This is a genomic window from Rhizobium sp. BK512 (genome assembly GCF_014194915.1).
Lineage (GTDB): Bacteria > Pseudomonadota > Alphaproteobacteria > Rhizobiales > Rhizobiaceae > Rhizobium.
The window spans coordinates 52,439-78,290 of the sequence record NZ_JACIAS010000003.1; the positions used below are offsets into that span (position 1 = coordinate 52,439).

The 25,852-nt window shown below is 60.8% G+C and carries 25 protein-coding genes; 11 read left to right on the forward strand and 14 right to left on the reverse strand.

The genetic code is table 11. The annotated features are described in order from the left end of the window. Positions 1 to 245: 245 nt before the first annotated feature. Positions 246 to 713: an Lrp/AsnC family transcriptional regulator gene (locus FHX06_RS11175; RefSeq protein ID WP_113211075.1), complete on the reverse strand. Its 468-nt coding sequence runs from the start codon at positions 711 to 713 to the stop codon at positions 246 to 248. Between the two features lie 120 nt (positions 714 to 833). On the opposite strand from FHX06_RS11175, the gene FHX06_RS11180 reads away from it, so the two are divergent. The 11 genes from FHX06_RS11180 (at position 834) to ehuA (ending at position 12,762) form a co-directional block, all read left to right on the forward strand. Next, positions 834 to 2,312: an NAD-dependent succinate-semialdehyde dehydrogenase gene (locus tag FHX06_RS11180; protein ID WP_183851187.1), complete on the forward strand. Its 1,479-nt coding sequence runs from the start codon at positions 834 to 836 to the stop codon at positions 2,310 to 2,312. Positions 2,313 to 2,325: 13 nt separating this feature from the next. Next, complete coding sequence (locus tag FHX06_RS11185) at positions 2,326 to 3,729, forward strand: aspartate aminotransferase family protein (RefSeq protein ID WP_183879911.1); 1,404 nt, start codon at positions 2,326 to 2,328, stop codon at positions 3,727 to 3,729. 177 nt (positions 3,730 to 3,906) lie between these two features. Beyond that, positions 3,907 to 5,355: a PLP-dependent aminotransferase family protein gene (locus FHX06_RS11190; protein WP_113211073.1), complete on the forward strand. Its 1,449-nt coding sequence runs from the start codon at positions 3,907 to 3,909 to the stop codon at positions 5,353 to 5,355. 68 nt (positions 5,356 to 5,423) lie between these two features. Beyond that, a complete protein-coding gene (eutB, locus tag FHX06_RS11195) occupies positions 5,424 to 6,443 on the forward strand; it encodes a hydroxyectoine utilization dehydratase EutB (RefSeq protein ID WP_162738496.1) in 1,020 nt (339 codons plus the stop codon). Then, on the forward strand, positions 6,440 to 7,453 hold the full coding sequence (eutC, locus tag FHX06_RS11200) for an ectoine utilization protein EutC (RefSeq protein ID WP_113211072.1): 1,014 nt from the start codon (positions 6,440 to 6,442) through the stop codon (positions 7,451 to 7,453). The genes eutB and eutC overlap by 4 nt, the downstream gene beginning before the upstream one ends. Beyond that, positions 7,450 to 8,628 carry an ectoine hydrolase DoeA gene (gene doeA, locus FHX06_RS11205; protein ID WP_113202306.1) on the forward strand — a complete coding sequence of 393 codons (1,179 nt, stop codon included), beginning with the start codon at positions 7,450 to 7,452 and terminating at the stop codon, positions 8,626 to 8,628. The genes eutC and doeA overlap by 4 nt, the downstream gene beginning before the upstream one ends. Positions 8,629 to 8,632: 4 nt before the next feature. Then, entirely contained in the window at positions 8,633 to 9,646 is a 1,014-nt protein-coding gene (gene doeB, locus FHX06_RS11210) for a N(2)-acetyl-L-2,4-diaminobutanoate deacetylase DoeB (RefSeq protein ID WP_113211071.1), read from the forward strand. 61 nt (positions 9,647 to 9,707) lie between these two features. Further along, positions 9,708 to 10,559 (forward strand): ectoine/hydroxyectoine ABC transporter substrate-binding protein EhuB, encoded by an 852-nt coding sequence (gene ehuB, locus FHX06_RS11215; protein ID WP_113013770.1) that lies wholly within the window; start codon positions 9,708 to 9,710, stop codon positions 10,557 to 10,559. 60 nt (positions 10,560 to 10,619) lie between these two features. Next, positions 10,620 to 11,285 carry an ectoine/hydroxyectoine ABC transporter permease subunit EhuC gene (gene ehuC, locus FHX06_RS11220; protein ID WP_112542096.1) on the forward strand — a complete coding sequence of 222 codons (666 nt, stop codon included), beginning with the start codon at positions 10,620 to 10,622 and terminating at the stop codon, positions 11,283 to 11,285. A gap of 8 nt (positions 11,286 to 11,293) precedes the next feature. Next, positions 11,294 to 11,986, forward strand: a complete 693-nt coding sequence (gene ehuD / locus FHX06_RS11225; protein WP_113211070.1) for an ectoine/hydroxyectoine ABC transporter permease subunit EhuD — start codon at positions 11,294 to 11,296, stop codon at positions 11,984 to 11,986. Next, positions 11,983 to 12,762, forward strand: coding sequence for an ectoine/hydroxyectoine ABC transporter ATP-binding protein EhuA (ehuA, locus tag FHX06_RS11230; RefSeq protein WP_113013772.1), 780 nt, complete (start codon positions 11,983 to 11,985; stop codon positions 12,760 to 12,762). The genes ehuD and ehuA overlap by 4 nt, the downstream gene beginning before the upstream one ends. A 222-nt stretch (positions 12,763 to 12,984) precedes the next feature. Here ehuA and FHX06_RS11235 read toward each other — a convergent pair whose 3' ends face one another. The 13 genes from FHX06_RS11235 to FHX06_RS11295 form a co-directional block, all read right to left on the reverse strand. Then, a complete protein-coding gene (locus tag FHX06_RS11235; protein ID WP_113211135.1) occupies positions 12,985 to 13,455 on the reverse strand; it encodes a GNAT family N-acetyltransferase in 471 nt (156 codons plus the stop codon). A 249-nt stretch (positions 13,456 to 13,704) separates the two neighbouring features. Further along, positions 13,705 to 14,004: a DUF982 domain-containing protein gene (locus tag FHX06_RS11240; protein WP_112542093.1), complete on the reverse strand. Its 300-nt coding sequence runs from the start codon at positions 14,002 to 14,004 to the stop codon at positions 13,705 to 13,707. Between the two features lie 157 nt (positions 14,005 to 14,161). Then, positions 14,162 to 14,827 (reverse strand): nitroreductase, encoded by a 666-nt coding sequence (locus FHX06_RS11245; protein ID WP_112542092.1) that lies wholly within the window; start codon positions 14,825 to 14,827, stop codon positions 14,162 to 14,164. A 355-nt stretch (positions 14,828 to 15,182) separates the two neighbouring features. Beyond that, positions 15,183 to 16,169 carry a phosphodiester glycosidase family protein gene (locus FHX06_RS11250; protein WP_113211069.1) on the reverse strand — a complete coding sequence of 329 codons (987 nt, stop codon included), beginning with the start codon at positions 16,167 to 16,169 and terminating at the stop codon, positions 15,183 to 15,185. A 204-nt stretch (positions 16,170 to 16,373) separates the two neighbouring features. Further along, positions 16,374 to 17,735 carry a Tad domain-containing protein gene (locus FHX06_RS11255; protein WP_162729967.1) on the reverse strand — a complete coding sequence of 454 codons (1,362 nt, stop codon included), beginning with the start codon at positions 17,733 to 17,735 and terminating at the stop codon, positions 16,374 to 16,376. Positions 17,736 to 17,770: 35 nt separating this feature from the next. After that, positions 17,771 to 18,364, reverse strand: coding sequence for a TadE/TadG family type IV pilus assembly protein (locus tag FHX06_RS11260; RefSeq protein ID WP_113211068.1), 594 nt, complete (start codon positions 18,362 to 18,364; stop codon positions 17,771 to 17,773). Further along, a complete protein-coding gene (locus FHX06_RS11265) occupies positions 18,351 to 18,917 on the reverse strand; it encodes a TadE/TadG family type IV pilus assembly protein (RefSeq protein ID WP_246715536.1) in 567 nt (188 codons plus the stop codon). Before FHX06_RS11265 ends, FHX06_RS11260 begins: the two co-directional genes overlap by 14 nt. Before the next feature lie 584 nt (positions 18,918 to 19,501). Next, complete coding sequence (locus FHX06_RS11270; protein ID WP_113211067.1) at positions 19,502 to 20,245, reverse strand: glycerophosphodiester phosphodiesterase family protein; 744 nt, start codon at positions 20,243 to 20,245, stop codon at positions 19,502 to 19,504. A gap of 32 nt (positions 20,246 to 20,277) precedes the next feature. Beyond that, complete coding sequence (locus tag FHX06_RS11275) at positions 20,278 to 21,156, reverse strand: ABC transporter permease (protein WP_113211066.1); 879 nt, start codon at positions 21,154 to 21,156, stop codon at positions 20,278 to 20,280. A 10-nt stretch (positions 21,157 to 21,166) separates the two neighbouring features. Further along, positions 21,167 to 22,096: an ABC transporter permease gene (locus FHX06_RS11280; RefSeq protein WP_113115551.1), complete on the reverse strand. Its 930-nt coding sequence runs from the start codon at positions 22,094 to 22,096 to the stop codon at positions 21,167 to 21,169. Between the two features lie 11 nt (positions 22,097 to 22,107). After that, positions 22,108 to 23,091, reverse strand: coding sequence for an ABC transporter ATP-binding protein (locus tag FHX06_RS11285; RefSeq protein ID WP_183879297.1), 984 nt, complete (start codon positions 23,089 to 23,091; stop codon positions 22,108 to 22,110). Continuing rightward, on the reverse strand, positions 23,088 to 24,104 hold the full coding sequence (locus FHX06_RS11290; RefSeq protein ID WP_112542086.1) for an ABC transporter ATP-binding protein: 1,017 nt from the start codon (positions 24,102 to 24,104) through the stop codon (positions 23,088 to 23,090). Before FHX06_RS11290 ends, FHX06_RS11285 begins: the two co-directional genes overlap by 4 nt. Positions 24,105 to 24,186: 82 nt before the next feature. Then, a complete protein-coding gene (locus FHX06_RS11295) occupies positions 24,187 to 25,821 on the reverse strand; it encodes an ABC transporter substrate-binding protein (RefSeq protein WP_113211063.1) in 1,635 nt (544 codons plus the stop codon). Positions 25,822 to 25,852 lie beyond the last annotated feature (31 nt).

The window sequence follows — 25,852 nt, forward strand, 5'->3', positions numbered from 1 at the left end:
GAAAGCAACGCTGAAAGCGCGAACTTTCCGCGCCGGTCAAAACGCTTGCCTATTTCGGGCTCGACCGCAACGAACTGAAGCAATGGAAATCTGGTGGAGACGATGAGGGCACGTCTTGCAACGTCGAGAGCCGTCACCTTCAGGCGGACGGCACCTTCTCGGCACCGGTGGAGGATGCCGCAAATCGGCAGGCTTGGAACGATAAGGCTGTTGTAAAATACGTTCGAAGGCGCGACAGCCGACAGTCAATCTTCTATCGGAAATGAAAAACCAGCTTTCACCCGATCCATCACCACCATGGTCTTGAAACCCTTAATATCGTGGTTCTCATAGAAGAACCTGCGTGTGAAGGCTTCGTAGTCCTCCATGTCCTTCGCGGTAATCACCAGGATGAAATCGGCATCACCCGTCACGTAGTAGCCGATCATCACTTCCTTGGTGGCGCGGATCGCCGCCTTGAAGCGATCGACGATGTCTGCCCGTTCGCGCTCCAGAGAGACAAGAACAATCATGGTGATGCCGCGCCCGGTAGCCTTGGGCGAGACGATGGACACGTCTGCCTCGATCACTCCTTCCTCACGCAGCCGCTTCAGTCGTCGCTGACAGGCAGTTGGCGAGAGATTGACGATCTGTGCCAGTTCTTCCGAGGTTAGGCGGTTGTTCTTCTGGACGGCGTCAAGCAGTGCGCGATCGGCCCTATCGAGAGTGGTCATGCAGAAATCCTGCGTTAAGTGTGCAAATTAAGCCCAATTCCTGCACAGAACGTCAATTCAATGCAGCCTCTCGATCATGATGCACGGCTAGTCTCCTTGTAAACCCACCTGGAGCTCCGCATGAAGGGTATCGCCAGCACTGCGCTGAAAAACCTGCAACGACCCGATCTGATCGAGCGCCGCGCGTTTCTCGACGGCAACTGGGCACACCGGCGAGAGACGCTCAGCGTCATCGATCCGGCAACCGGTGAGCACCTCGCCGATGTCGCGGCCTGCTCGCTCGAAGATGCCGATGCCGCCGTCGACGCCGCGAAAAATGCCTTTCTCGATTGGCGTGACAGGCTTCCAGTCGAACGGGGCCAGATCCTGCGTTCCTGGAGCAAGTTGATGCGCGACAACGCGCAGGACCTTGCAGTCATCATGACCGCTGAACAGGGAAAGCCGCTGGCAGAATCGCTTGGCGAGATTTCCTATGCCGCAAACTTTCTCGACTGGTTCGCGGCTGAAGGCGAGCGTGCCTATGGCGAAACGATACCGAGCCACCTGCCGGGCAGCCGCCTTTCAGTGCAGATGCAGCCGCTTGGCGTGACGGTTGCGATCACGCCGTGGAATTTTCCCTCTGCGATGATTACCCGCAAGGCGGGTGCCGCGCTCGCAGCCGGCTGCACGATGATCGTCAAGCCCGCCCCGGAAACACCTTTGTCTGCTCTTGCTCTGGCAAAGCTTGCTGAGGAGGCCGGGATGCCCGCCGGCGTATTCCAGGTTCTCACCGGGGAGGCGGCCCCGCTTGCGCGCCGCCTGCTCGAACACACGGATGTGCGTGCCTTTTCCTTCACCGGCTCGACGGAAGTCGGGCGGATCCTGCTGACGCAATCGGCGGCGACCGTGAAGAAGGCCTCGCTGGAACTTGGCGGCCACGCACCTTTCATCCTGTTCGACGACGCCGAGCTTTCCAAGGCTGTTAGGGGCTGTGTGGGCGCAAAATTCGCGACGTCGGGACAGGATTGCCTCGCCGCCAACAGGATTTACGTCCAGCGTGGGCACTATGATCGTTTCGTCGAAACCTTCGCCAGGGCGACCATGGAGCTCAACGTCGGTCATGGCCTTGCAGCCGGCACCGATATCGGGCCGATGACGCGCGCTTCGGTTGCCGAAAAATGCCGCCAGCAGATCGCGCAGGCGCTTTCGGCCGGTGCGCGTCTCGTCTGCGGCGGACAGGACAGCCCGCTTGGCGGCAATTTCGTGACACCGACCGTGCTCGCCGATGTCACTGACGAGATGCTGATTGCCCGCGATGAGACCTTCGGCCCGGTGGCAGCGATACTGCCCTTCGATGACGAGCAGGAAGTGCTCGCACGTGCCAATGCCACGGAAATGGGGCTGGCTGCCTACGTCTACACCAACGATCTCAGCCGCGCGATGCGTCTGACCGACCGGCTCGAATACGGCATGATCGCCGTCAACACACCGAAATTCACCGGCGCCCCGATACCATTCGGCGGCTGGAAACAATCGGGCCTTGGTCGCGAAGGTTCGCGCCACGGCCTCCTGGAATATCTCGAAGCAAAATATGTCTGCTTCGGCAACCTCGCTGCATGAAAGGATCCGCGCCATGACCGTCAATCCCAATCAGATCGCCGAGATGGACCGTAATTCGGTCCTGCACCCTTTCACGCAGCTCAAGGATTTCGCCAGCGGCAAGATGGGCGATCCGACGATCGTCGAAACCGGCAAAGGCATCCGTATTCAGGATGCGCACGGCAAGCAGCTGATCGACGGCTTCGCCGGTCTCTACTGCGTCAATATCGGCTATGGCCGTACCGAGGTCGCCGAGGCCATTTCGCGCCAAGCCTATCGCCTCGCCTACTACCACACCTATGCCGCCCACACGACGGATGAGCTCGCGATCCTTTCCGATCGGCTGGTGAAAATGGCGCCCGGCAAGATGAGCAAGATTTTCTACGGCATGTCAGGCTCCGACGCCAACGAAACGCAAGCCAAGCTCGTCTGGTATTACAGCAACCTGCGCGGCAAGCCGAACAAGAAGAAGATCATCTCCCGCGAACGGGGCTATCATGGTTGCAGCGTCGTCTCCGGCTCCATGACCGGCATGAGTTTCTACCATGACCATATGGACCTGCCGCGTGCGGGCATTATCCACACCGGTGCACCGCATTTCTATTGGGGCGCCGAAGCCGGCGAAACGGAACGCGAGTTTTCCAAACGCCGCGCTGACGAGCTCGAAGCCCTGATCCTGCGTGAAGACCCGGACACGATCGGTGCCTTCATCGCCGAACCCGTGCTCGGCACCGGCGGCATCACGCCGCCGCCACAGGGCTATTGGGAGGAGGTACAGAAGATCCTCAAGAAATACGACATCCTGCTCATCGCCGACGAAGTCATTACCGGTTTCGGACGCACCGGCTCGATGTTCGGATCGCAGCATTACGGCATCGAACCCGACCTGATCACCGTCGCCAAGGGTCTCACCTCCGCCTATTTTCCGCTGTCGGGCGCAATCGTCGGCGAAAAGGTCTACAAGGTGATGGAAGAAGGGGCTGATCGCGTCGGCTCTTTCTCGCATGGCTACACTTATTCAGGTCACCCGATCGGCGCCGCAGCGGCGAACGCCGTTCTCGACATCGTCGAGAAGGAGGATCTGCCGGGGAATGCCCGCACCGTCGGCAGCTATTTCCAGGAGCAGCTCAAGGCCAAGTTTGCTCAGCTCCCGATCGTTGGTGAAGTGCGAGGCGTCGGCCTGATGGGCGCCATCGAATTCGTGGCCGATCGGGAAAGGAAGACACGCTTTGCGCCCGGCATGACTGTCGGTGCACGGATCTCGAAGGCGGCGCGCAGTCGGGGGCTGATTGCCCGTGCCATGCCGCATGGCGATATCCTGGGTTTTGCCCCGCCGCTCGTCACGACGAAGGAAGAAGTCGACGAAATCGTCGCCATTGCTGAATCCGCCGTCCGTTCCGTGATGGACGAATTGATCAAGGCTGGCGAGAAGATCTGATGGAAGCATGGCCGGCGGGCGAGAAACTCTCGCCCGCAACTGCCGATTTGCGAGCAAAGTCGAGATGATCGTGATTATTTCTGAAGCAATCACGGCTCGACATGCATAGCGCTTCATCTTTTCAGAAGAAGCGTGCATAATGTCATGAAATGATCGTCCTCAAAACGAGACAATTTCATGCGACGTCAAGCCAATCCGCTGAACACTTCTCCGACAACGGCGACGAAGCCGGTGGTCTGGCGACCAAGTCTCGCCAAGCAAAAAGGCGAGACGAAGCATGCAGTCCTCACCGAGCGCATCATCGCCGATATCGATGCCGGCGTGCTCAAGCCAATGGATCGCATGCCGACGCATCGCGATCTGGCGCGTGAACTTGGCCTTTCCGTCCAGACCGTCAGCCTGTCCTACAAGGAGGCTGAACGGCTCGGCTATCTGAGCGGTGAGATCGGTCGCGGCACTTTCGTGAAGACACGGGTTACGGACCGGGCCGGGCGCATGATGCTTGATCATAGCGCCAACGAGGTGCTCGATCTTTCCATTATCCGCGGCGTCTATCTCGATACACATGAGACCGCATCGCGCGAGATTCTTCGTGAGCTCGCCGATGGCGACAATGCAAGCTTCATGCGCCCGTGCCGCCCCGTCGCAGGCCTTGATCGCCACCGAGAAACGGCGCGCGCCTGGTTGCGCATGCTCGGCGTCACTGCCGGGGTAGAGCGCATCCTCGTCACCAATGGTGCTGCCCATGCCATTTTTCTCGCCTTAAGCTGCATTGTCCGCTCCGGAGACGTCGTCTTGTGTGAGAATCTCACCGATCATGGCATCATCGGGCTTTCGAACGTCCTTGGCTTCAGCCTGAAGGGTTTGCCGACAGATAGTGAAGGCATTTTGCCCGATGCGTTGGAGGCCGTTTGTGCTGCAGGCGGTGTCCGAGCCCTGGTGCTGGTCCCGACTCTCAACAATCCGACAGGTCATGTCACGGGCGCGGCCCGCAGGAGCGAGATAGCCGCGATTGCGGCGCGATATGGCGTCTTCGTCATCGAAGATGAGGTCTATCGCCCATTGATCGAGGAAGACCTGCCGTCGATCACTGAGATGCTGCCCGACCTCGGCTTCTTCGTCACGAGCTTCACCAAAGCGGTGCTGACGGGGTTGCGCGTTGGCTATCTCGTTGTTCCACCCGCCTATTCCATTCGCGCCGCCTCGATCCTGCGTGTGTCGAGCTGGAGCGGCACCTATCTGACCGGCGAAATCGCCACGCGCTGGGTCGAGAACGGCACGGCTCAGCGGTTGGTCGAAATCCAGCGTGACGAAGCGCGAGCGCGCCAAGCTATCGCCAGTGAAATCCTCGGAGACCATATCGCCTCCAGTCATCCGCTCTCGCTCTGCGCCTGGCTCAAGGTTCCGCCGTACTGGACCGAGGACGGGCTGGTCCGTTCACTGACCAACCAGAATGTCGCGGTCACGCCGTCCGAACCCTTCATTGCAGGCCCCGGCCATGGCGGCGGCATTCGCATCTGTTTGGGCGGACGCATGAACCATGCAAGCCTGGCCAGGGCCCTGACGATCGTACGGCAGGCCTTCGAGCAATTGCCACCGGTCTATGACATCGGCGCCATCGGATAGAGCCCGCCTAAGACAATCATTGAATCATTACAATATAATAATTGACATGATTTTACTTCGCTCTCAACATGACAATCATGAAGAGCGAATTCCTGTCCAGATCAGCAGAAGAAAAGGTGCTGCCAGTCACGCTGGCGGACATCAAGCGGGCTGCCGCCCGCATCTTCGGCCGAGTGACGCGCACACCGCTCATTTACTCCGGTTCTCTGTCTGAGCGCACCGGTCAGCCCGTCCATCTCAAGCTCGAGACGCGCCAACCGATCGGCGCATTCAAGCTGCGCGGCGCGATGAACGCGATCCTCTCGCTGGATGACGCGGCACGCAAGCGTGGTCTCGTCACTGCCTCGACAGGCAATCACGGTCGCGCCGTCGCCTATGCCGCACGCGAACTCGGCGTTCCCGCCACCATCTGCATGTCATCGCTCGTTCCCGTCAACAAAGTCGAAGCGATCCGCGCGCTGGGCGCCGAGATCCGCATCATCGGCATATCTCAGGACGATGCTCAGGTGGAAGCCGAGCGCCTGACCGAGAGCCGTGGCCTCACGCCGATCCCGCCCTTCGACGATGCGGACGTCGTTGCCGGTCAAGGCACGATCGGCCTCGAAATTGTCGAGGACCTTCCCGATTTCGCAACCGTGCTCGTGCCTCTTTCCGGCGGTGGTCTTGCTGGCGGCGTTGCCGTTGCCATCAAGGCCTTGAAGCCGCAAGCTCGCGTCATCGGTATATCGATGGAGCGTGGCGCGGCTATGCATGCGGCGATCGCCGCCGGCAAGCCTGTCGCGATCCGAGAGGAGGAAACGCTGGCGGATTCGCTGGGCGGCGGCATCGGTCTTTCAAACCATGTGACCTTCACGCTTTGCCGCGATCTGCTCGACGATATCGTCCTTCTCACTGAAGACGAGATCGCCGAGGGGATCCGACATGCGGCGAGACAGGAGGACATGACCGTCGAGGGTGCCGGCGCGGTCGGTATTGCCGCCATACTCGCAAACAAGATCGCAGTTTCCGGCCCTGCCGCTCTCATCATCTCGGGCGGCAACATTGATCCGGCCCTGCACCAGAGAATCCTCGCGGAGGCTGCCACATGAGCCGCATCAGCATTCTGATGGAAAAAGACCTTCGCGCTGTCGTCAAGCTCGATGTCTCCGCGGTCGATTGTGTCGAACAGGCCTTCGCTGCGCTCGCGACCAAAGCCGTTGCCATGCCGCCGATCCTGCGCCTCGACATTCCGGAGTTTCGTGGCGAGGTGGACGTCAAGACGGCCTATGTGCCGGGTTTCGACGGTTTCGCCATTAAGGTCAGCCCCGGATTCTTCGATAATCCCAAGATCGGCCTGCCAAGCCTCAACGGACTGATGATCCTGTTGAGCGCGAAGACCGGGCTGGTCGAAGCCCTTCTTCTCGACAATGGCTATCTGACGGATGTGCGCACGGCAGCGGCCGGTGCGGTCGCCGCACGCCATCTGTCGCGTGAAGGCGCCCACGTTGCCACGATCTTCGGTGCAGGCATGCAGGCGCGACTGCAGCTTGAAGCTCTCATGCTTGTGCGGCCGATCAAATCGGCCCGGATCTGGGCACGCGACCGCGCAAAGGCCAATACGCTCGCTTCCGATTTGGCGCGCGACCACGCAATCGAAGTCGCCGCCATTGCCGATCCGCGTGAAGCCATCCGAGGCGCGGATATCGTTGTCACGACGACACCGGCAGAAAAGCCGATCCTGATGGCCGAATGGCTTGAACCCGGTCAGCATCTGACAGCAATGGGGTCGGACGCAGAGCACAAGAACGAGATCGACCCCGCCGTCTTTGCTCGCGCCGCTTACGTTGCAGATCGGCTCTCGCAGACCCGCATTCTCGGCGAACTGCACCATGCCATCAAGGCCGGCGCAGTGACGCTGGACCAGCAGTTTGCCGAACTCGGAACCGTGATCGCCGGCACGGCGGTCGGTCGGTCGAGCGCAGACGAAATCACCTTCGCAGACCTCACAGGCACAGGCGTGCAGGACACTGCCATCGCCAATCTGGCACTTGTCCGCGCAAGAGACGCAGGAAGCGGCCGGACGATCGAAAACGACATCAAAATGGGAGATGCAGCGTGAGCGTGACGCTGAATTTTACGCGCGAGGAATATGCCGCGCGCTTGTCGAAGACCCGTCAGGCGATGGAAAAGGCGGGGATCGATCTCCTGATCGTCACCGATCCGTCCAACATGCACTGGCTCACCGGCTATGATGGCTGGTCCTTCTATGTGCATCAATGCGTTCTGGTGCCGCCGAGCGGCGAGCCGATCTGGTACGGTCGCAAGCAGGATGCCAATGGCGCCAAGCGCACCGCCTATCTGAACCATGACAATATCATCGGCTACCCGGATCACTACGTCCAGTCGACCGAGCGCCACCCGATGGATCTCCTGGCGCAGATCATCGATGAGCGGAAATGGTCGAGCCTGACTGTCGGCGTCGAGATGGACAACTACTACTTCTCGGCCGCCGCCTTCGCGTCTCTGCAAAAGCATCTGCCCAATGCCCGCTTCAAGGATGCGGCGGGTCTCGTCAACTGGCAGCGCGCGGTCAAGAGCTCGACCGAGCTCGACTACATGCGCAAGGCGGGCAAGATCGTCGAGCTGATGCACAAGCGCATTGTCGAGGTCGTCGAGCCCGGCATGCGCAAATGCGATCTCGTCGCCGAAATCTATGACGCAGGCATTCGCGGGACGCACGAATTCGGCGGTGACTATCCGGCGATCGTGCCGCTGCTGCCATCGGGTGCGGACGCTTCCGCGCCACACCTGACCTGGGATGACAAGCCGATGCGCTCGGGCGAAGGGACGTTCTTCGAGATCGCCGGCGCCTACAAACGCTACCACTGCCCGCTTTCGCGCACCGTGTTTCTCGGCAAGCCGACCCAAGCCTTTCTCGACGCGGAAAAGGCGACGCTCGAAGGCATGGAAGCGGGCCTGTCCGCAGCAAGGCCGGGCAATAGCTGCGAGGACATTGCCAACGCCTTCTTCGCCGTTCTGAAGAAATACGGGATCATCAAGGACAACCGCACCGGCTATCCGATCGGTCTCTCCTATCCGCCGGACTGGGGCGAACGCACCATGAGCCTGCGCCCGGGCGACCGCACGGAACTGAAGCCTGGCATGACCTTCCATTTCATGACCGGTCTCTGGCTCGAGGACATGGGGCTCGAAATCACCGAAAGCATTGCGATCACCGAAACAGGCGTGGAATGCCTGTCGAACGTGCCGCGCCAATTGTTCGTGAAGGGCTGATGGGATGCTGACCGGCACGCCTCGTCCCTCGCCAATCGCCCCCTCCGTCGATTTCGACGCGAACGGCGTGCAGCACGGGCATTTGCGCCTACCCTACAGCCGCGATGACAGCGCCTGGGGTTCGATCATGATCCCGGTCTGCGTCATCGCCAATGGCGAAGGCCCGACCGCTCTACTGACCGGCGCCAATCATGGCGACGAATACGAAGGACCAGCCGCCCTCTTCGAGTTGGCGCAATCGCTCGATCCTTCGGAGGTCAGCGGACGCATCATCATAATCCCGGCGCTCAATTACCCGGCGTTCCGGGCCGGTACACGCACCTCGCCGATCGATCGCGGAAATCTGAACCGCAGCTTTCCAGGTCGCCCGGATGGCACGGTAACGGAGAAGATCGCCGATTACGTGACACGTCACCTGATCCCGCTCGCCGACATCGTGCTCGACTTCCATTCCGGCGGCAGGACGCTCGACTTCCTGCCCTATGCCGCAGCCCACGAACTGCCCGACAAGGATCAGCAAGCGCGTTGTTTTGAAGCGGTGGCGGCGTTCGCTGCCCCCTATTCAATGAGGATGCTGGAGATCGATGCTGTCGGCATGCTGGATACGACGGTCGAGGAAATGGGAAAGACCTTCGTGACCACCGAGCTCGGCGGGGCCGGCACGGCAAGCGCGCGCACGATCGAGATCGCGCGGAAGGGCAGCATCAATCTCCTGCGCCATGCCGGAATCCTGACGGGCGCGCCAGACGCTCGGCCGACCCGCTGGCTGGATATGCCATCGGCCGACTGCTTCACCTTTGCCGAGGAAGACGGACTTATCGCCTTTGCCCTTGATCTGGGCGAGCCGGTCAAAAGGAACGAAATCGTCGCCCGTGTGTATTCCGTCGGGAAGACAGGCGTTGCGCCAATCGAATACCGCGCCGCCATGGACGGCGTGCTCGCGGCCCGCCATGTGCCCGGCCTGATCAAGGCCGGCGACTGCCTTTCCGTCATCGCAACGATCACGGAGAAAACCTGACCAGACGAAAGACGTGAGATCCGAAAACGGACCACAAAACCTTAACCAGAGGAGAATTCGAATGCGCATCTCAAAAACCATTTGCCTTTCCGCGCTTGCGCTCGGCATCGGCGTCACCTCGGCCAGCGCGCTGACCGTCGAAGAGGCCAAGAAGCAGGGATTTATCCGGGCCGCCACAGCCAACGAGGTCCCCTACTCCTATATGCAGCCGGACGGCACCTCTGCCGGCATCGGCCCCGACGTTGCCAATGCCGTCCTGAAATCCATGGGCATCGAGGAAATCAACTGGACGGTGACACCTTTCGGCACGCTCATCCCGGGCCTTAAGGCGCGTCGCTTCGATTTTGCCGCTGCAGAGCAGAACATTTCCCCCGAGCGTTGCAAGCAGGTCGCCTTTACCGAACCCAACTCGTCCTACGGCGAGGGACTGCTGGTCAAGAAGGGCAATCCGAAGGGCCTGACAACCTATGCCGACATCGCCAAGGACCCGTCCTTGAAAGTTGCGGTGGTTTCGGGCGCAAACAATGTCGACTTCCTGCGTGCCGTCGGCGTCAAAGACGACCAGATCGTCTTCATTCCGGCGAATGCCGATGCGATCCCAACCGTGCAGAGCCGTGTCGATGCCTATGCGGCCACCGAGCTGACGGTCTCCGCGCTCGCCAAGGATCAAGCCAATGTCGAGCAGGTCGCGCCGTTCAAGGACCCGATCGTCAAGGAGGCACCGGTCCGCAACTACGGCGGCTTTGCCTTCCGTCCGGAAGACAAGGAATTGCGCGACGCGTTCAACACTGCGCTTGTCGCGTTCCGAAAGACGGACGACTACAAGAAGATCCTCATGAAGTACGGTCTGTCGGAACAGAGCATTGCGGCAGCAGCTGAGAAGAACGTCGCCGATCTCTGCGCCGGGAAGTAACGACAAAGGCGCCCGGTCCCGGACTGGGCGCCACCTGCTTTCATTCGGAGAGAATGCCAGATGAGCTGGACAGCCTATCTTCCCATGATTTGGCACGGCGCTATAGTGACGATGACGATCACCGTGGCAGCGATCGTCTGTGGTGCGCTGCTCGCCTTCGTCTTCGGCATCCTGCGTGTCGAGGGAGGACCGGTCCTGTCGGCCGTCGCGCTGTGTTACACGGAAGTATTTCGCGGGACGTCGCTGTTCGTTCAGCTGTTCTGGTTCTATTACGCGCTGCCATTGGTCGGCCTGAGTTTCGATCCGATCACCACCGGCATCCTGGTATTGGCCGCCCATGTCGGCGGCTATGGCGCCGAAATCGTCCGCGGGGCGCTCCTGTCGGTCTCGGTACAGCAGCTGGAAGCCGCCCGAGCCTTGAACTTCAACCGCGTCCAGACGCTCTTTCGCATTTCGCTGCCGCAGGCCGTCGTCGAGATGATGCCGGCCTTCGGCAACCTCGCCATCGAAACGCTGAAGCTGTCCTCGCTGGTGTCATTGATCTCGATTGCCGATCTTACGTTCGCAGCCCAATCCATCCGCAACATCACGCTAGACAGCGCCAGCATCTATTCGGTCACGCTCGTGTGCTACTTCGCCATGTCGCTTGTCCTGATGGCAGCCGTTCGCGTGATCGAGCACTTTGTACGACGCGGCGATGTCTTTCCCCGCGGCGGCCATTCGTAAGGATAGCAATGATGTATGGTTACGAGTGGGACGCAACGACCTGGGTCACTTACACGACCTCGATCCTCCCGATCATCCTGATCGGGTTGACGGTCACATTGAAGGCGGCCGCTGCCGGCTTCGGGATTGCGCTGGTGCTTGGCCTGGTGTTCGCTCTGCTGCGTCGCAGCCGCATCATAGCAATCTCCTGGACAACCGCGCTCATCGTCGAGTTCCTGCGCGACACGCCGCTTCTGGTGCAGCTGTTCTTTCTCTACTACGTGCTGCCCGATTTCGGTGTCGTGCTGCCCGCGTTCCTCACCGGCGCATTGGCGCTCGGTCTGCAATATGCGGCCTATACGTCGGAAGTCTATCGCGGCGGCATCGAAGCCATACCACGCGGGCAGTGGGAAGCAGCAACCGCGCTCAACCTGTCGCGCATGCAGACGTATCGCGATGTCGTCATTCCGCAGACTGTTCCGCGCATCGTGCCGGCCATGGGCAACTATCTCGTCGCCATGATCAAGGAAACGCCGGTTCTTTCCGTCGTGACCGTTCTCGAAATGATGGGGCTTGCCAACATGATCGGCGAGCGCACGTTCGAATACCTTGTGCCGCTGACCCTTGTCGGCGTGATCTTCCTTCTCCTGACGCTGATCTGCTCGGCCGGCCTCCACCGCTTGCAGAGAGCTCTTCCCAAAGCAGGAATACCCTTGCGATGACCAATACCTCCGAGCAACCCATTATCGAATTTCGCGACGTCACCAAGCGTTTTGGTATCCTGACCGTACTCGACAACTTCAATTTTAGTGTTGCGAAAGGCGAAAAGGTCACCCTGATCGGCCCATCCGGCTCCGGTAAATCCACGGTTTTGCGCATCCTGATGACGCTCGAGCCGTTCCAGGAGGGCACGCTCACACTGGCCGGCACGTCCTACCACGAGGCGGGCGGCAAAGGTCCTTTCCAAGCCTCGGAAAAGCACCTGCGCCAGATCCGCAATCACGTCGGCATGGTCTTTCAGAGCTTCAATCTCTTTCCTCATATGACGGTCCTTCGCAACGTTGTCGAAGCGCCGGTGCGGGTGCTGGGAATGGCGCGCGCGGAAGCGGAAGCACGTGCGATTGAACTGCTGCAAATGGTGGGGCTGGCCGATAAGAAGGACCACTATCCGGTACAGCTTTCCGGCGGGCAACAGCAGCGCGTGGCGATTGCCCGGGCGCTTGCCATGCGTCCACGCGTTCTGCTTTTCGATGAGCCGACCTCGGCGCTCGATCCACAACTGGTCGGCGAAGTGCTGTCCGTCATCCGCGGACTGGCACATGAACATGATCTGACCATGCTGCTCGTCACCCATGAAATGCGCTTTGCCCGAGAAGTATCGGATCGCGTCTGTTTCTTCGATAAGGGTCGCATTTGCGAGCAGGGCGCGCCGGACAAGATATTCGGTTCGCCGCAAGCGGAGAGGACACGCGAATTTCTGTCATCCGTCCTTGGATGATCAGAAAATCGAGCGGCCGGATATGCAAGCGGAAGGCCGCAACAAAGCGACGGAACGAGCGGCGCCCGCGTCACTCCTCAGCAATTGTTTTTGAGCGCCGGATCAGGCGGCCTGTCCCCTCCGCAAGCCGCCGACATCAGCTTGACGGTGTCGGTTGGAGCGTCTGCCAATCCCGCCGACCGTCCCGAGGGAGAGGACAATGCCACTCCCTCATCGACGTCGTCACAAAGTGGCAACCGCCCAGCGGATGAGCGGGCCGTCTTCGGGGTCGCTCCTCCGCCCCGTCGGTGAAAAGCCATTGCGCTCCAGCACGCGCTGGGAGGCAACGTTGTCGACGGCCGTTTCTGCAGACACGCTTTTGACTCGAGGGTCGCTGCGCGCCCAGTCCAGTAGTTCCGCGACGGCTGCGGTCGCCATCCCCCGGCCTTCACGCGAGGGCGCGACGCCGTAACCGATATGCAGTTCGCCGCTTTCAGGAGGTCTGATGATCGAGCAGAGGCCGACGACCTCGTCGCCATCGACGATCATCCAGGCAGACGGAGTGAAATCGGCCGCGATGGCGCGGTTCAGATCGGAGAGCATGCGCAGGACCTCCCGCGATGCGATGGCGCTATCCTGCAGGAGACGAAGGCCCGACGGCACAACGCCATCGGCGAGCGCATCGAAGGCGCTCGATGTAAGGGAAATGATCATGAGTTTCTCAGCTTGGAGATGACGCCTTTCGAAGGCGATCATTGGCCGAGACGCGCTTGAGCTTCAGCCTTGGGCTAGGCAGCGGGCTGAAATCTCCGGCGACACGGCCGGCGAATTGCAGGTGAGGCGGGCGGCAAGCATAGGCATCTCCAAGGGTTGAATATCGGTACCAGCGGCACGCTGCTCATGCAAGCCTGCTGCGGCAACCTGGAATATCGCGGATGCCGTCGCCGACCTGGGGGACTTTTGTCATCGTTTGCCGGCCTTCTTTTCTTTCATGTCATCCGGCAGAACATGCATTCTCGATGCATGTGCCGCCGCCACGAAGGCTTGGCGTGCAATTTCCGGATCGAGGTAGAGCTGCATGGCATCCATCGAGGTCGCGAGCGCACGGTGGAATGCGGCGGGATCGTTTTCGAGATGCGGCCACTTTTCGCTCAGCAGAAAAGCGGCGAGATCCTCGACGCTATGGGCCTGGCGATATTTCGCCGCGCCGTCGATCTCGACGTGAAGCGGGCGGATCGGTGTCGAGCTGTGAAGATTGTCCATGACGCAGTACCTCTCGATGTCTCGACAGACTCACATGGGACGGGAATCAAATGAGTCGAGTCGCAGGTCGCGGAATCAGCACCCTGGCGCCGGTGGATCATTCCCAATTGAACCTTGATCATTTTGCCCGTTTCCGGCTCGGCGCTGCACCTTTGGACTAATCCCCCACAAACGTGACCGTTTCGGCGAGCGGAACTCGACCCGTCCGGGGATAGCTGACGGTGGGGTCCTCGTATCCGATCGACATGCCGCAGTAGAGGATCAGCCCATCCGGGGGCGATAGGATCTCCGCGACAGACTCGCGAACCTGCGACCACGCCATCTGCGGGCAACTGTGCAGGCCTTCGGCGCGGAGCAGCAGCATGACTGTCTGAAGATACATGCCGACGTCGGCCCATTGAGGTCGCCCTAGGTCGCGGTCGATGTAGCAGAACAGGGCGGCGGGTGCGCCGAAACAGTTCCAATTGGCAATGGCTGCGCGCTGGCGCGCCTCCCAGTCCTCACGTGCAATACCGAGCGCGCTGTAGCGTTCTCGTCCGAAAGCTGACCGGCGATCCGCATACGGGGACTTCAGCGAGGATGGGTACATCTCGTACTGTCGCTCGTCCCAGGGATCGCCATGGGCGACGCGCTCGACAGCGGACGTCTTGAGCTCGACCAGCGGCGCGCCGGTAATGACGTAAGTGTTCCACGGCTGGATGTTCGATCCGGATGGCGCCCAAGAAGCCGCGTCGAGCACGCGCTCCAGTATCTCCCTCGACACAGGCTCGTCTTTGAACCCTCGCACAGACCGGCGGCTTGTCACTGCCTCATACACATCCATGACGTTTTCCTCCGTGCTGCCGGCATTCGCGGCGCTCAAATGCCGCGGGGTCTACTTGCGCGCCTCCCAGACCCACAGACAACCCAAACTTAGTGTCTATATCCTTCGCACGCGCGGCTTTGCCGCGTTTGGAAAGTACCCGCAGGACGCAATAGGGTAGGCACGAAGAAGGCTGCGCGAAACCGGCCTTCCTCGACTTCGCTTACAGGCGGCTCACTTATCGGCCGCGCCGAATGCGACCTCGCCGCCTCATCGAAACATGACTTCGGCGTCCGTCACGGGGCATGCCGTTGCAATGAGCGGATACGAATGAGCACCCCCATGTGCAGCGGAATCCAGGTTGCAGGTTACAGTCCTAACCGTCTGTACGTCGTTCAACTGTCAGCACCATAGGCATCGCCCAACTTGCACTGCCAAGAGGCCACCGCAGCAGCCGCACCTCGTCGCCTTCGACCTGCGCCTCCCATCGCGCATAGAACTTTCGCTGAAATCCCGTCAAACGCACGCTCTGGCAAGCGATCGGGCCACCGTCGAAATTCAGAGCAACCTTTAGGTTCAACGGCGAGTCCTTCAGGAAATCGGCAAGGCCGGTGAGCGAGAAGAAGGCCTCCTTTGTCGTGCCGATGATCACGCGCCCATCGTTGTCCTTGGCGACAAAAGTCCGGTTAGCAAGCCACCGGCTTTTGACTGGCACATGCGTCTGACCGTCGGCGCCGAGCAACAGGGGATAGGATACCATTGCGTTGGTCGCCCCCTGAAAAGCCGTTTGCCATGATTGTGCAGACAGACCCTTGATATCCGCAAAGCCTTCGCCGGAGACGAAGGCTCCTGCCTTGGCGTCATAGTCCGCCGGTCCCATTGGCACGCCGTCGCTGAGGATCGGCGTGTCAGGCTCGCCCTTGTGATCGTAGTAGCTGCCGTTAACGATCAGCACCGCCTGTGGGACAGCCTTCTCCCATTCGTCGATCCCCCGGTCGCCGGCAGACGCATTCCTCGCCACGAAACGATACAGCCTGGGATCGATCCGATTGAGCAGGATGGTATCGATTTCGTGGCCGCCGACCATGACGGGAAGTTCCGCCACCTCGAAGCCCTTCCCGACTTCGCGCCAAATGACTTGACCGGCTGTTGCGACCGGCTCGGGATTGGTCAGAGACAGCTGCATGGCGGGAGACAAGCGCGGATCGTTGGCTTTAACGCTGATCCAGTAGGTCCCGCCCCTTCGCAAAATCACATTGAAGCCGTAAGCGCCGGACCGATCCCATAACCACGCGGAACCTCCCATCACGACGATCGAAACAGCAGCGATGACCGCAATGAAGATCCTGCCTCTCAACGACATACGGGTCCCTTGGCCTCAAAAACCATTGTTAGCTGCTCGGCAAAGCTGCTTCAGCGAAGGAACTGCTGTCTCAAGAAAGCTTTTTGGTGGCAAATTCAACTAAAGTGCGGTCCGGCGTGCGATCTCGTTTTTGTCCTCAGCCGCCCGAGATACTCCCCGATAGCCGAAGCGCCCCGCTGAAGGCACGAAAATCGAGCCAGCGTCTCACCTGCTAACCCTGAGATTCGATAGTGAGTTGCCAATCTGCTTGAAGGCGGATTGCAACGCTGCGGTGCTAGGCGAGTTGAAGTAAAATGCGTTCTGGCTCGCGCAACCACGCAGGAGATTCTGCGTACTGGTGCCGGGATTGTTGAACGCGATCGTGTAGACGATAACGCCGGCATTCTTCATGGCCGTGCAAACCTTGCTCAGTCGATTGTTGAGTTCGGTCACTGCCGTGCTGGAATTGCTGGTTCCGAGATTTTTGTCGGCAAGCCAGCCATAGGCGCTGTAGACCTGCTCTGACATCGTGTTTGCACCGTCGGTCATGATTACCGCCGCCTTGCTCATATGCGGCGTGTAATAGTCCAGCGGAAGCTTGTATGTCGTCATGTCGCCACCCCAAAGACCGCGCCACTTGGGTGAGAGCATCCGCCATCCCCAGACGGCTCCGAAGTTGACGTGCGTATTGCCGACCGCCTTCATGGCGTTAATCGCGGAAACGACCTTCGCCTTTTCGGGTGTCAGCCGCGTGACTTCGGCCGGGCAGTTCTTGTTCGGACCGTTCGTTTCATCGAGTGTCGCGTCATAAGTCTTCTTGCCCTTGCTGTTGACGCTGATCCAGTCGTTGCCATCGCTGTCTTCCCAGTAGTAGGGCACAATTGGATTGGTGGACGGCACTGTGTCCGAGACATCGTCCACGGTTGCGCTCTGCGCCTCGACACATCCACCCCATGAGGTTGTTCCCCAGTCGAGCGCGGCGAGCGATCCCGCCTGCAGCCAATCCGTGTGCGCCTTTCCGACATTGACCGTCTGCGAGAAAGGAACGATTCCGACATAGAGGTTTTCGGCAATGGGCTTGTCGCCATAGAGAATGTCGACGAGCGTGTTGGCAGCACTCTTGAGGCTGGTAATACCTGAGCCGGCCATCGAGCCAGTGTTGTCCAGCACCAGCGCCAGTTCAAGGCCACTCGTCGAACGCTCGATCACGCTCTCTGCGCTGGTGCTGATCGTCTGGATACCGAGAATCTTCATGAGCGATGCCGGTGCGCTGGCGCTCGCCTTTACGGTCAGTGTCTTGTTGTCGCTCGAGATCGTCCAGGTGAGACTGTCGAGCGTCGCGCCGATCTGCCCGTCTCCGAAGTTAGCCACCGTGAACTTGCGCAGTTGGACATCGATCGTCGCGGTGTCGAGCTTGGCAACGGTAGACAGCGCTCCCGCGTCGATCGAACGCTGCAGCGTCGAATGCAAGAGCATCAGCCGGGCGGCATCGATGCCGAAGCCGGTAGCACCGATCAGTACGAGACTGACGATGCCAACGAATGGCAATACCGCGCCATCTCTGTCCCGGCAAAACCCCGTGATCATGGATCCCAATCCCATTGGATCAATCTTTCTTGCGGCTAGCATCCGGGCGCGCTTGTGAGGCTACCGAGACGGGGACGGAAAACCGCTGTCTCATAGAGTTGCGGTTCGATGGAGATGAAGTTCGAGAATATCGGCGTATGCCGGTAAAAAACCTCGGCGACGATAACGTTGTCGGTAGCGTCTAGCGTGAGGTTACCAGGCAGCGTCGCCGCCTTGTTCACGATGCCGATCTTGCTCGTGTTTGGAAGTGCGCCGCCCTTACATTGCCAGGCCACGATAGAAGTGGCTCCCCCCGTACGCGATACCGAGGACAGGATCACATAACCGTTCTTGCCGAAGTCGTCGGTTCCCATGATCTCGGACGTGACCGTGAATATCGATGCAACGTCGGAGGCGGTCAGAGTCTCGTAGCGGGAAACCGCGTCGGCGACCGTGGACGCCATCTGCGAGGCCTGGAAATGAGATCGCGCATAAAGGGCGATTTCGCCCCCGCCGCAAAAGAGCAGCAGCAACACAGGCATTATGATGGCCATCTCGATTCCGGCAATGCCGTTGTCATCGCGCATAAGGCGGCGGATGAGGAGAGCCCACTCTCTGGCCGCACGGCATACGATCTCAATAGGGCTCATTCTGAACGACCGCTGTTGCCGTCAGTTCAACGGTGCCGTTGTTGCCGATGAGCCGATTGAGAAAAGGTGTGTGGAACGACCAGGGATAGGTCACCGTGTAGATAACGACCTGTGCCGTGCCACCATAGCCGCTGGCGCCCTGGTCCTTGTCATAGACGCCGTTACCATTGACGTCCGTAAAGTTCTCGCCGTTGTCTCTGACACCATTGCCATTCTTATCGATAAAAGGCTCCGGCTTTTTCAGAGCGTCAAAGCTCTTGTAGGAGAGGCTCGTGATAACGAGCTTGTCGGCATCCATTATGACGCCAGCTTCAGATCTGATTTTCTGCTTCACGGTCGCGTCCTGCGTGGACTTTTCCGAGATGAAGCCCGTCCTGCCCGTTCTTGCAGCGTCATAAGTCGCGTTCTTCAAAAGGATGTCGGCGGCAAACGCGATTCCCGTCTCGATAATGGCGAACATGATGAAGATCAGGATGGGAGCAATGATCGCGAATTCAACGGCAGTGGCGCCCTCTTCAGACGCACGAAATCGTCCGATCGCGAGACCTCTCAAAACACACCTCATCCACCGAATTATTCAACCTGAGGAAGCAGTATCGCCGGAATGTTCACAACGTTCTAAAAGAAACGATCACATTTTATGCAACCAAGGCTTAGCACTATAAAACTGCGTTTCCCGGATAGGCTTTGCTGAACCGATAGGGGAAACTGACCGATGTTTGACGAGGGTGTCGCCGGGTGCCGGCCTCACCGCATACCCGAAAAACGTACGCCGATGACGAAGTCGTTTTGCAAATGCCGCCAGCCATGAACGCTTCGCTGCGACTGATGCCACAAACAGGGGCTGGAGCAACAGGGAATCCTGCTCCTACCCTAGCTCCTTGACCTAAATCCGTTGGGTTCGCATTGATGATATCTTGGCCAGACTGCGAGCAGCCTGGCTTGATGATAGAGCCTAAGTGAATGATGTCATCGGTGGCACTGCTTTCGATATGAGGACGAAAGCTGGCCGTCGACCATTTCACATGATGTCCAAGCCTACCCGCAAAAAGCACAGCGACATGACCGTGTCATTGATCCAGTGGCACAGGCTTAGTGGGCCGTTCCCCCGCTAGGGCGAAGAAGCAAAGCCATAGCTCACGCAGCGATGCCGGCACGCAGTTTCAGCGCCAGATCCGGGCTGTCCGAGGTCAAGCTGCCGATGCCGCGTTCCAGCCAGTGGCGGATGCCGGGCTCGTCGTTGAGGGTCCAGACGCAGAGCCGTTCCATCGGCAGCCGGCTGCGGATCAGGTCCCATTCCGCTTCCATCAGCTCGTGATGGATGGCGATGATCTCCACCAGTTCGTCCACGCGGTCGATGAAGGCGGCAAGCCCGCCCTGCTTTTCGGCCCAGACGGCATTGACGGAAACGAGGCGCGAAACATCAGCCGCATGCAGGCGGCAATCCTCCAGCACCGACGTATCGAAGGAGGTCAGGTAGGAACGTTCGCCGACACCGAAGCGAGAAAGCTCGGCTGCGACGCGTGCGGCGATATCAGGATAGGGCGTGCCGGTCTCGTCGATCTTGATCTCGACATGCAGGTCGATGCCCTTGTTTGCGGCAAGCACGCCGAGCACATCGGCGAGCGTCGGGATCACCTCGTCCGTGCCTTTCAGCAGGGTCGCCTTGCGGGCCTCCACCGACAGGTCCTGCACCGGGCCTGCGCCTTCGGCAGTGCGCTCCAATGTGGCGTCGTGGATGACGACGAGCTCGCCCGATCGCGTCAGGTGCACGTCGAATTCGATGGCGTCGACGCCCAGCGTGATCGCGTTGCGGAAACCAGTGAGCGAGTTTTCGGGCCAGAGGTTGCGGGCGCCGCGATGGCCGGTGATGAGCGTCATGGAAATTCCTTCAGTATATTGATTTTACAGCACTAGCGGATCGTCGGGTCGAGCTTGTCGCGCAGCCAGTCGCCGACGAGCGAGATAGAAAGCGTCGTCAGCATGATGACGGCGGCGGGCGCCAGCATAATCCAGGGCGCGCGCGTCAGATATTCGCGTCCGAAGCCCACCATGTTGCCGAGGCTGGTTTCCGGCGGCTGCACGCCGAGGCCGAGGAAGGAGAGCCCGCTTTCCATCAGGATGATTTCCGGGAATGTGAGGGTCATGGAAACGATCAGCGTCGAGGCGACGTTCGGCAGGATATGATGCAGGTAGACGCGCGAAGGGGTCGCACCGAGCTGCACTACAGCCGCCGCATAGCCCTGGGCGCCGGCGGAGATCGCAAGGCCGCGGGCGATGCGCGCATAACGTTCCCAGCCGTAGAAACCCATGAGGCAGACGAGCAGCAGCATGGAGGAACCGAAAAAGGCCAGCACTGCCAGCGACATAATGAGGAAGGGAAGAGCGGCCTGGAAATCGGCGAGCATCAGGACCAGATGCTCCACGAACCCGCGGAACCGCGCCGCGAGGAACCCGAGCAGTGTGCCGAAGAGCGCCGAGAGGATCGTCGCGCCGAAGGCGATGACGAGCGACACCCGGATCGACTGGATGAGGCGCGAAAGTACGTCGCGGCCGAGTTCGTCGGTGCCGAGCAGATGCTTGAGCCCGCCCGGCGCCGAAAGCCGGCTGCTGAGATCCATGGCGGTGATGTTGAACGGGCGGATATAGTCGGCGAACACGGCGGTCAGGACCATTGCCGCAAGCCACAGCAGACCGAAGGCCACCGACAGCGGGACGTTGCGGCGCAGGAAGGAGATGAGCCGGTTGGGCTTTCCGGAAGCCGGCGTTGCGGCGAGATCGACAGTAGCCATCGGTTTTCTCCTAATGTCCGGCCGCATGCGAGCGAAGGCGCGGATCGAGCCAGCCGTAGAGCAGGTCGACGACGAGGTTCGATACGACCATGGCGACGGCGATGATCAGCAGGATGCATTGCACGACCGCGAGATCGCGATTGGTGACCGAGACTACCAGCAGGCGGCCGATGCCGGGCCAGGAAAAGATCGATTCCACCACGACTGCACCCGCAATCAGCGAACCGACCATGAAGCCGACGATTGTGACGATCGGCACTGCCGCATTGGGCAATGCATGGTTCCAGACCACGTCGCGCCATGTCAGCCCCTTGGCCGAGGCGGTGCGGATATAGGGCTGGCCCATCACCTCGATCATGGCGCTGCGCGAAAAGCGGGCGAGGATGCCGATGCCGCCGATGCTCATCGTCAGCGTCGGCAATATGCCGTGCATCCAGGTATCCTGCCCGCCCGAGGGCAACCAGCCAAGGATGACCGAGAAGATCAGCACGAGCAGCAGACCCATGACGAAGGAGGGAATGGTAAAGCCAAGGACGGCAAGCAGGATGACGCCACGGTCGGAAAAACTCTGCCGGTGCAGCGCCGCATAAACGCCGGAGGGAATGCCGAAGATGAGCTTGAGGATGAGCGCCGGGATGGTCAATTGCAGCGTCGCCGGCACGCGTTCCAGCACGAGGTTCAGTGCGGACGCCTTGTCGCGCATCGACACGCCGAAATCGCCGGTAAAGATCGACTTGATATAGGCGAGATATTGAATCCACAGCGGCTGGTCGAGGCCCCATGCCTTGCGGAAGGCATCGACCGCCTCCTTCGGCACATCAGGCCCGAGCATGACAGTTGCGGGATCGCCCGACATGCGCAGCACGACGAAGGCGAAGGTGACGACCGCCATGATGGTCAGGAGAGCACGGAACAGGCGCACGAGAACGAAACGGATCATGGAACCCTCCCCTATGCCGCGACCGGCGTGGTTTCGCCCGCCACGACATGGCAGGCCGCGGTACGGCCCCCGCCGATATCTTTGAGTTCCGGCACGACGGAACGGCAGATCTCCCGCGCCAGCGGACAGCGTGGGTGGAAGGCGCAGCCGGAGGGGCGGCTCGCCGGGTTCGGCGGCTCGCCCTGCAGGACGACACGGCCTTCGAGCGGCTTGCCGGGAACGGGCACGCTGGATACCAGCGCCTTCGTATAGGGATGCTGCGGGGCGCGGAAGATAACGTCGGACGAAGCCTCCTCGACGATACGGCCGAGATACATGACCGCGACACGGTCGGCGATGTTGCGCACCACCTTCAGGTCGTGGCTGATGAAGACCATGGCGATGCCGTTTTTCTCTTGCAGATCGCGCATCATGTTGACGACCTGCGCCTGGATGGAAACATCCAGCGCCGACACCGGCTCATCGCAGACGAGCAGCTTCGGCCGCGACGCGAGCGCCCGGGCGATCACGGCGCGCTGGCGCTGGCCGCCCGATAGCTCGTGAGGATAACGATCGGCCTGGTCGGGGCGCAGGCCGACGGCCCTCATCAGTTCCGTCACCCGGTCAGTCTGGTGCTCTTTGGGAATGAGCTTGTGGATATCGAGCGGCTCGGCGATCTGCCTGGCAATCGTCACGCGGCGGTCGAGTGCGGCGAGCGGGTCCTGGAACACGAGCTGCATCTTCGCGCGCAGTGCCCGCCATTCCGCCGAATTTCGCATCGGCATCGGCTGCCCCTGAAAGCGCAGGCTTCCTTGCTGCGCATCATCGATGCCGAGCAGCATCCGCCCGAGCGTCGATTTGCCGGAGCCGGATTCACCGACGATGCCGAGCGTTTCTCCCGCCACGACCGAGAGCGAAACGCCGTCTACGGCGCGTACCAGCGCCGGGCGGCCGAACAGCCCGTGACGGATCTGATAGATGCGGACGAGATCATGGGCTTCGATGAGCGGCGTCATTGCAGCAGGCCCTCGGCGATACGGGACGACCGGGTCTCGACGGCAGCCGCGACAGGAACCGGCCGTACGCAGGCGAGCTTGCGGCCACCATCGAGCGAAACGAGCGGCGGCTGCTCGCTGCGACAGGCCTCGACGGCGCGCGGACACCGCGGCGAGAAGGAACAGCCCTCCGGCAGATGTTTCGGATTGGGAACGGTTCCGGGAATGGGGATCAGCCTTTCGCGGCCGCCGTCGAGGCGCGGAATGGCATCGAACAGGCCGCGCGTATAGGGGTGGCGCGGCTCGGAGAAGAGCTGTTCGACACTGCCCTCCTCCACGATGCGTCCGGCGTACATGACGCAGACGCGCTCGCAGACCTGGCTGACGGCGCCGAGATCATGGCTGATGAAAACGGTCGCCATGCCTGTTTCGGCACGCAGACGGATCAAGAGATCGAGGATCTGCGCCTGGATCGTCGCATCGAGCGCGGTGGTCGGTTCGTCGGCAATCAGAAGGTCGGGCTGGCCGGCCAGCGCCATCGCAATCATCAGGCGCTGGCACTGGCCGCCGGAAAATTCATGCGGATAGAGATCGAAGCGGCGGCGCGAATCGGGAATGCCGACCATATCGATCAGCCGCAGCGCCTCGGCCTTTGCCGCCTCGCCGCGCAGGCCGCGATGGACCGACAACGCCTCGGAAATCTGCCGCCCGATGCGCAGCACCGGATTGAGCGAGCTGGACGGGTCCTGAAAGATCATGGCGATGCGGCTGCCGCGCACGCTTTCGAGCACCGCGCGCGATCCGCCGATGAGTTCGCGACCTTCGATTTGCACTGAGCCGGAAACGCGGGCCTTGCCGGGCAGCAGGCCGAGGGCCGCGAGCCACGTGACCGACTTGCCGCAGCCGGATTCGCCGACGAGGCCGAGCGCCTCGCCTTTGCCGACATCGAGATCGATGCCGTGGAGAACCTGCACGCCGTCGAAGGCGACCGTCAGGTCACGCAGTTCCACGAGATTGGAGCCGGTCGCGCCCATCTTTCATCCCCGCTTTTCGCTTGCACCAAAAAGACGATCCCCGGCAGCGCTTCAGCCGCCGGAGACCGGAGTGACGGACCGATCAGATCGACCAGTTTGCGGCGCGGAAGTCCATGGCGAAGGCCGGAGCGGCCTTCCACTTCAGCGAGGACTTCATGCCGGTGAAGACGGCATTCTGGTGCAGGACCTGATAGACCGGGTCTTCGCGCTCGCAGATTTCCAGCATGCGGGCGATGGCCTTCTTGCGCTGTGCACGGTCGGTGGAGGTTTCCATGACGACGGCGAGCTTGTTCATCTCCTCGTTCGTCCAGTCCTTCTTCTGCTGCACTTCGCCGTTCGGGCCGAACTGCACGATCATCGGCGTGATCGGATCGTTGATCGTGTTGGAGGCCGACCAGTCGCGCACGCCCTTGACACCTGCCGGGTCGTGGATCTGTGCCCAGTTTTCCTTCATCTCGATCTCGACGTTGAGGCCGACCTGCTTCCACATCTCGACCATGATCTGGCCGTTGGCCGTCTGGTTCGTGTAGTAGTTGTTGAGCAGGCGGTAGGGGATCGCATCGCCCTTGTAATTGGCCTGCTTCAGGAGGTCCTTGGCAAGATTGGGATCGTAAGCCGGGGGCGCCCAGCCATCGATGAACATGTCACCGTTGCGGAAGGATTCGAACTGCAGGCCTGCCGGGATGACCGTCTTGCCGGCCCAGAGTGCATCGACGATCGCCTGGCGGTCGATGGCATGGGTCATGGCACGGCGAACCAGCGGGTTGGCGAGGATCTCGTTCTGGGTGTTGAAGACCGAAATGCGGTGGTTCCAGATCGTCGAGTTCTGGATCTCGTAGCCAGGAGCGGCCTGAACGGCGGCGATCTGATCCGGCGGCAGGTCACAGGCGAAGTCGTATTCGCCGGACAGCAGGCCGTTGACGCGCGAGGCGACCTCAGGAACTTCCACGAAGCGGATCTGTTCGAGCGGCGGGCGGCCGCCCCAATATTCGTCGAAGGCGACAAGCGTCAGCGAAACGTCCGGCTTGTACTCGCCGACCATGTAGGGGCCGGTCGTGATCGGCTTGCGCGACCATTCCGTGAAGGTTGCGGCTTCATCCCAGGCGCGGCGGTTGGTGATCTGGCTGCCGCCGGAATAGAGGCGGCCTTCCAGCGTCACGTCAGGCGTGGCGTTGTGCAGGCGCACGGTGTACTTGTCGACGATCTCGATACCGGCGAGCGCCGGCCACAGGCGACGTCCGACGCCGGGAACGGTTGCCGGCAGTTCCTTGGCGGTCGCAGGCTTGTGGTCGGCTTCGAAAATGGTCTTGCCGCCGGCCGGTTCCGTGTTGCCGAACACGCGCTCCTTCGAGAAGGAGAAGGCGACATCCTCGGCGGTCATTTCGTCGCCGTTGTGGAACTTGACGCCCTGGCGCAGCTTCAGTTCGAGCGTCTTGTCGTCGATACGCTTCCATTCGGTCGCAAGACCTGGAACCGGCCCCTGGTTGCCCATCCAATCGCGCAGGATCAGGCCTTCCCAGAGGTTCGGGAAGAAGATGCGCTCGCCGACGTTCGACTGCTCGTGATAGACGTCGAGCGAATTGTTGTTGGTGATTTTCTGCACCGCGATGGTGATGGAAGGACGCTTTGCCTGGCTGAAAGCCATGCGCGGCAGAATGAGCGTGCCGGCGGTGGCGCCGAGCAGACCGAGCGCGCTGCGTCGATTGATCGATATCATCGGAAACTCCTTGTGTCTTGACCGGCGGGCC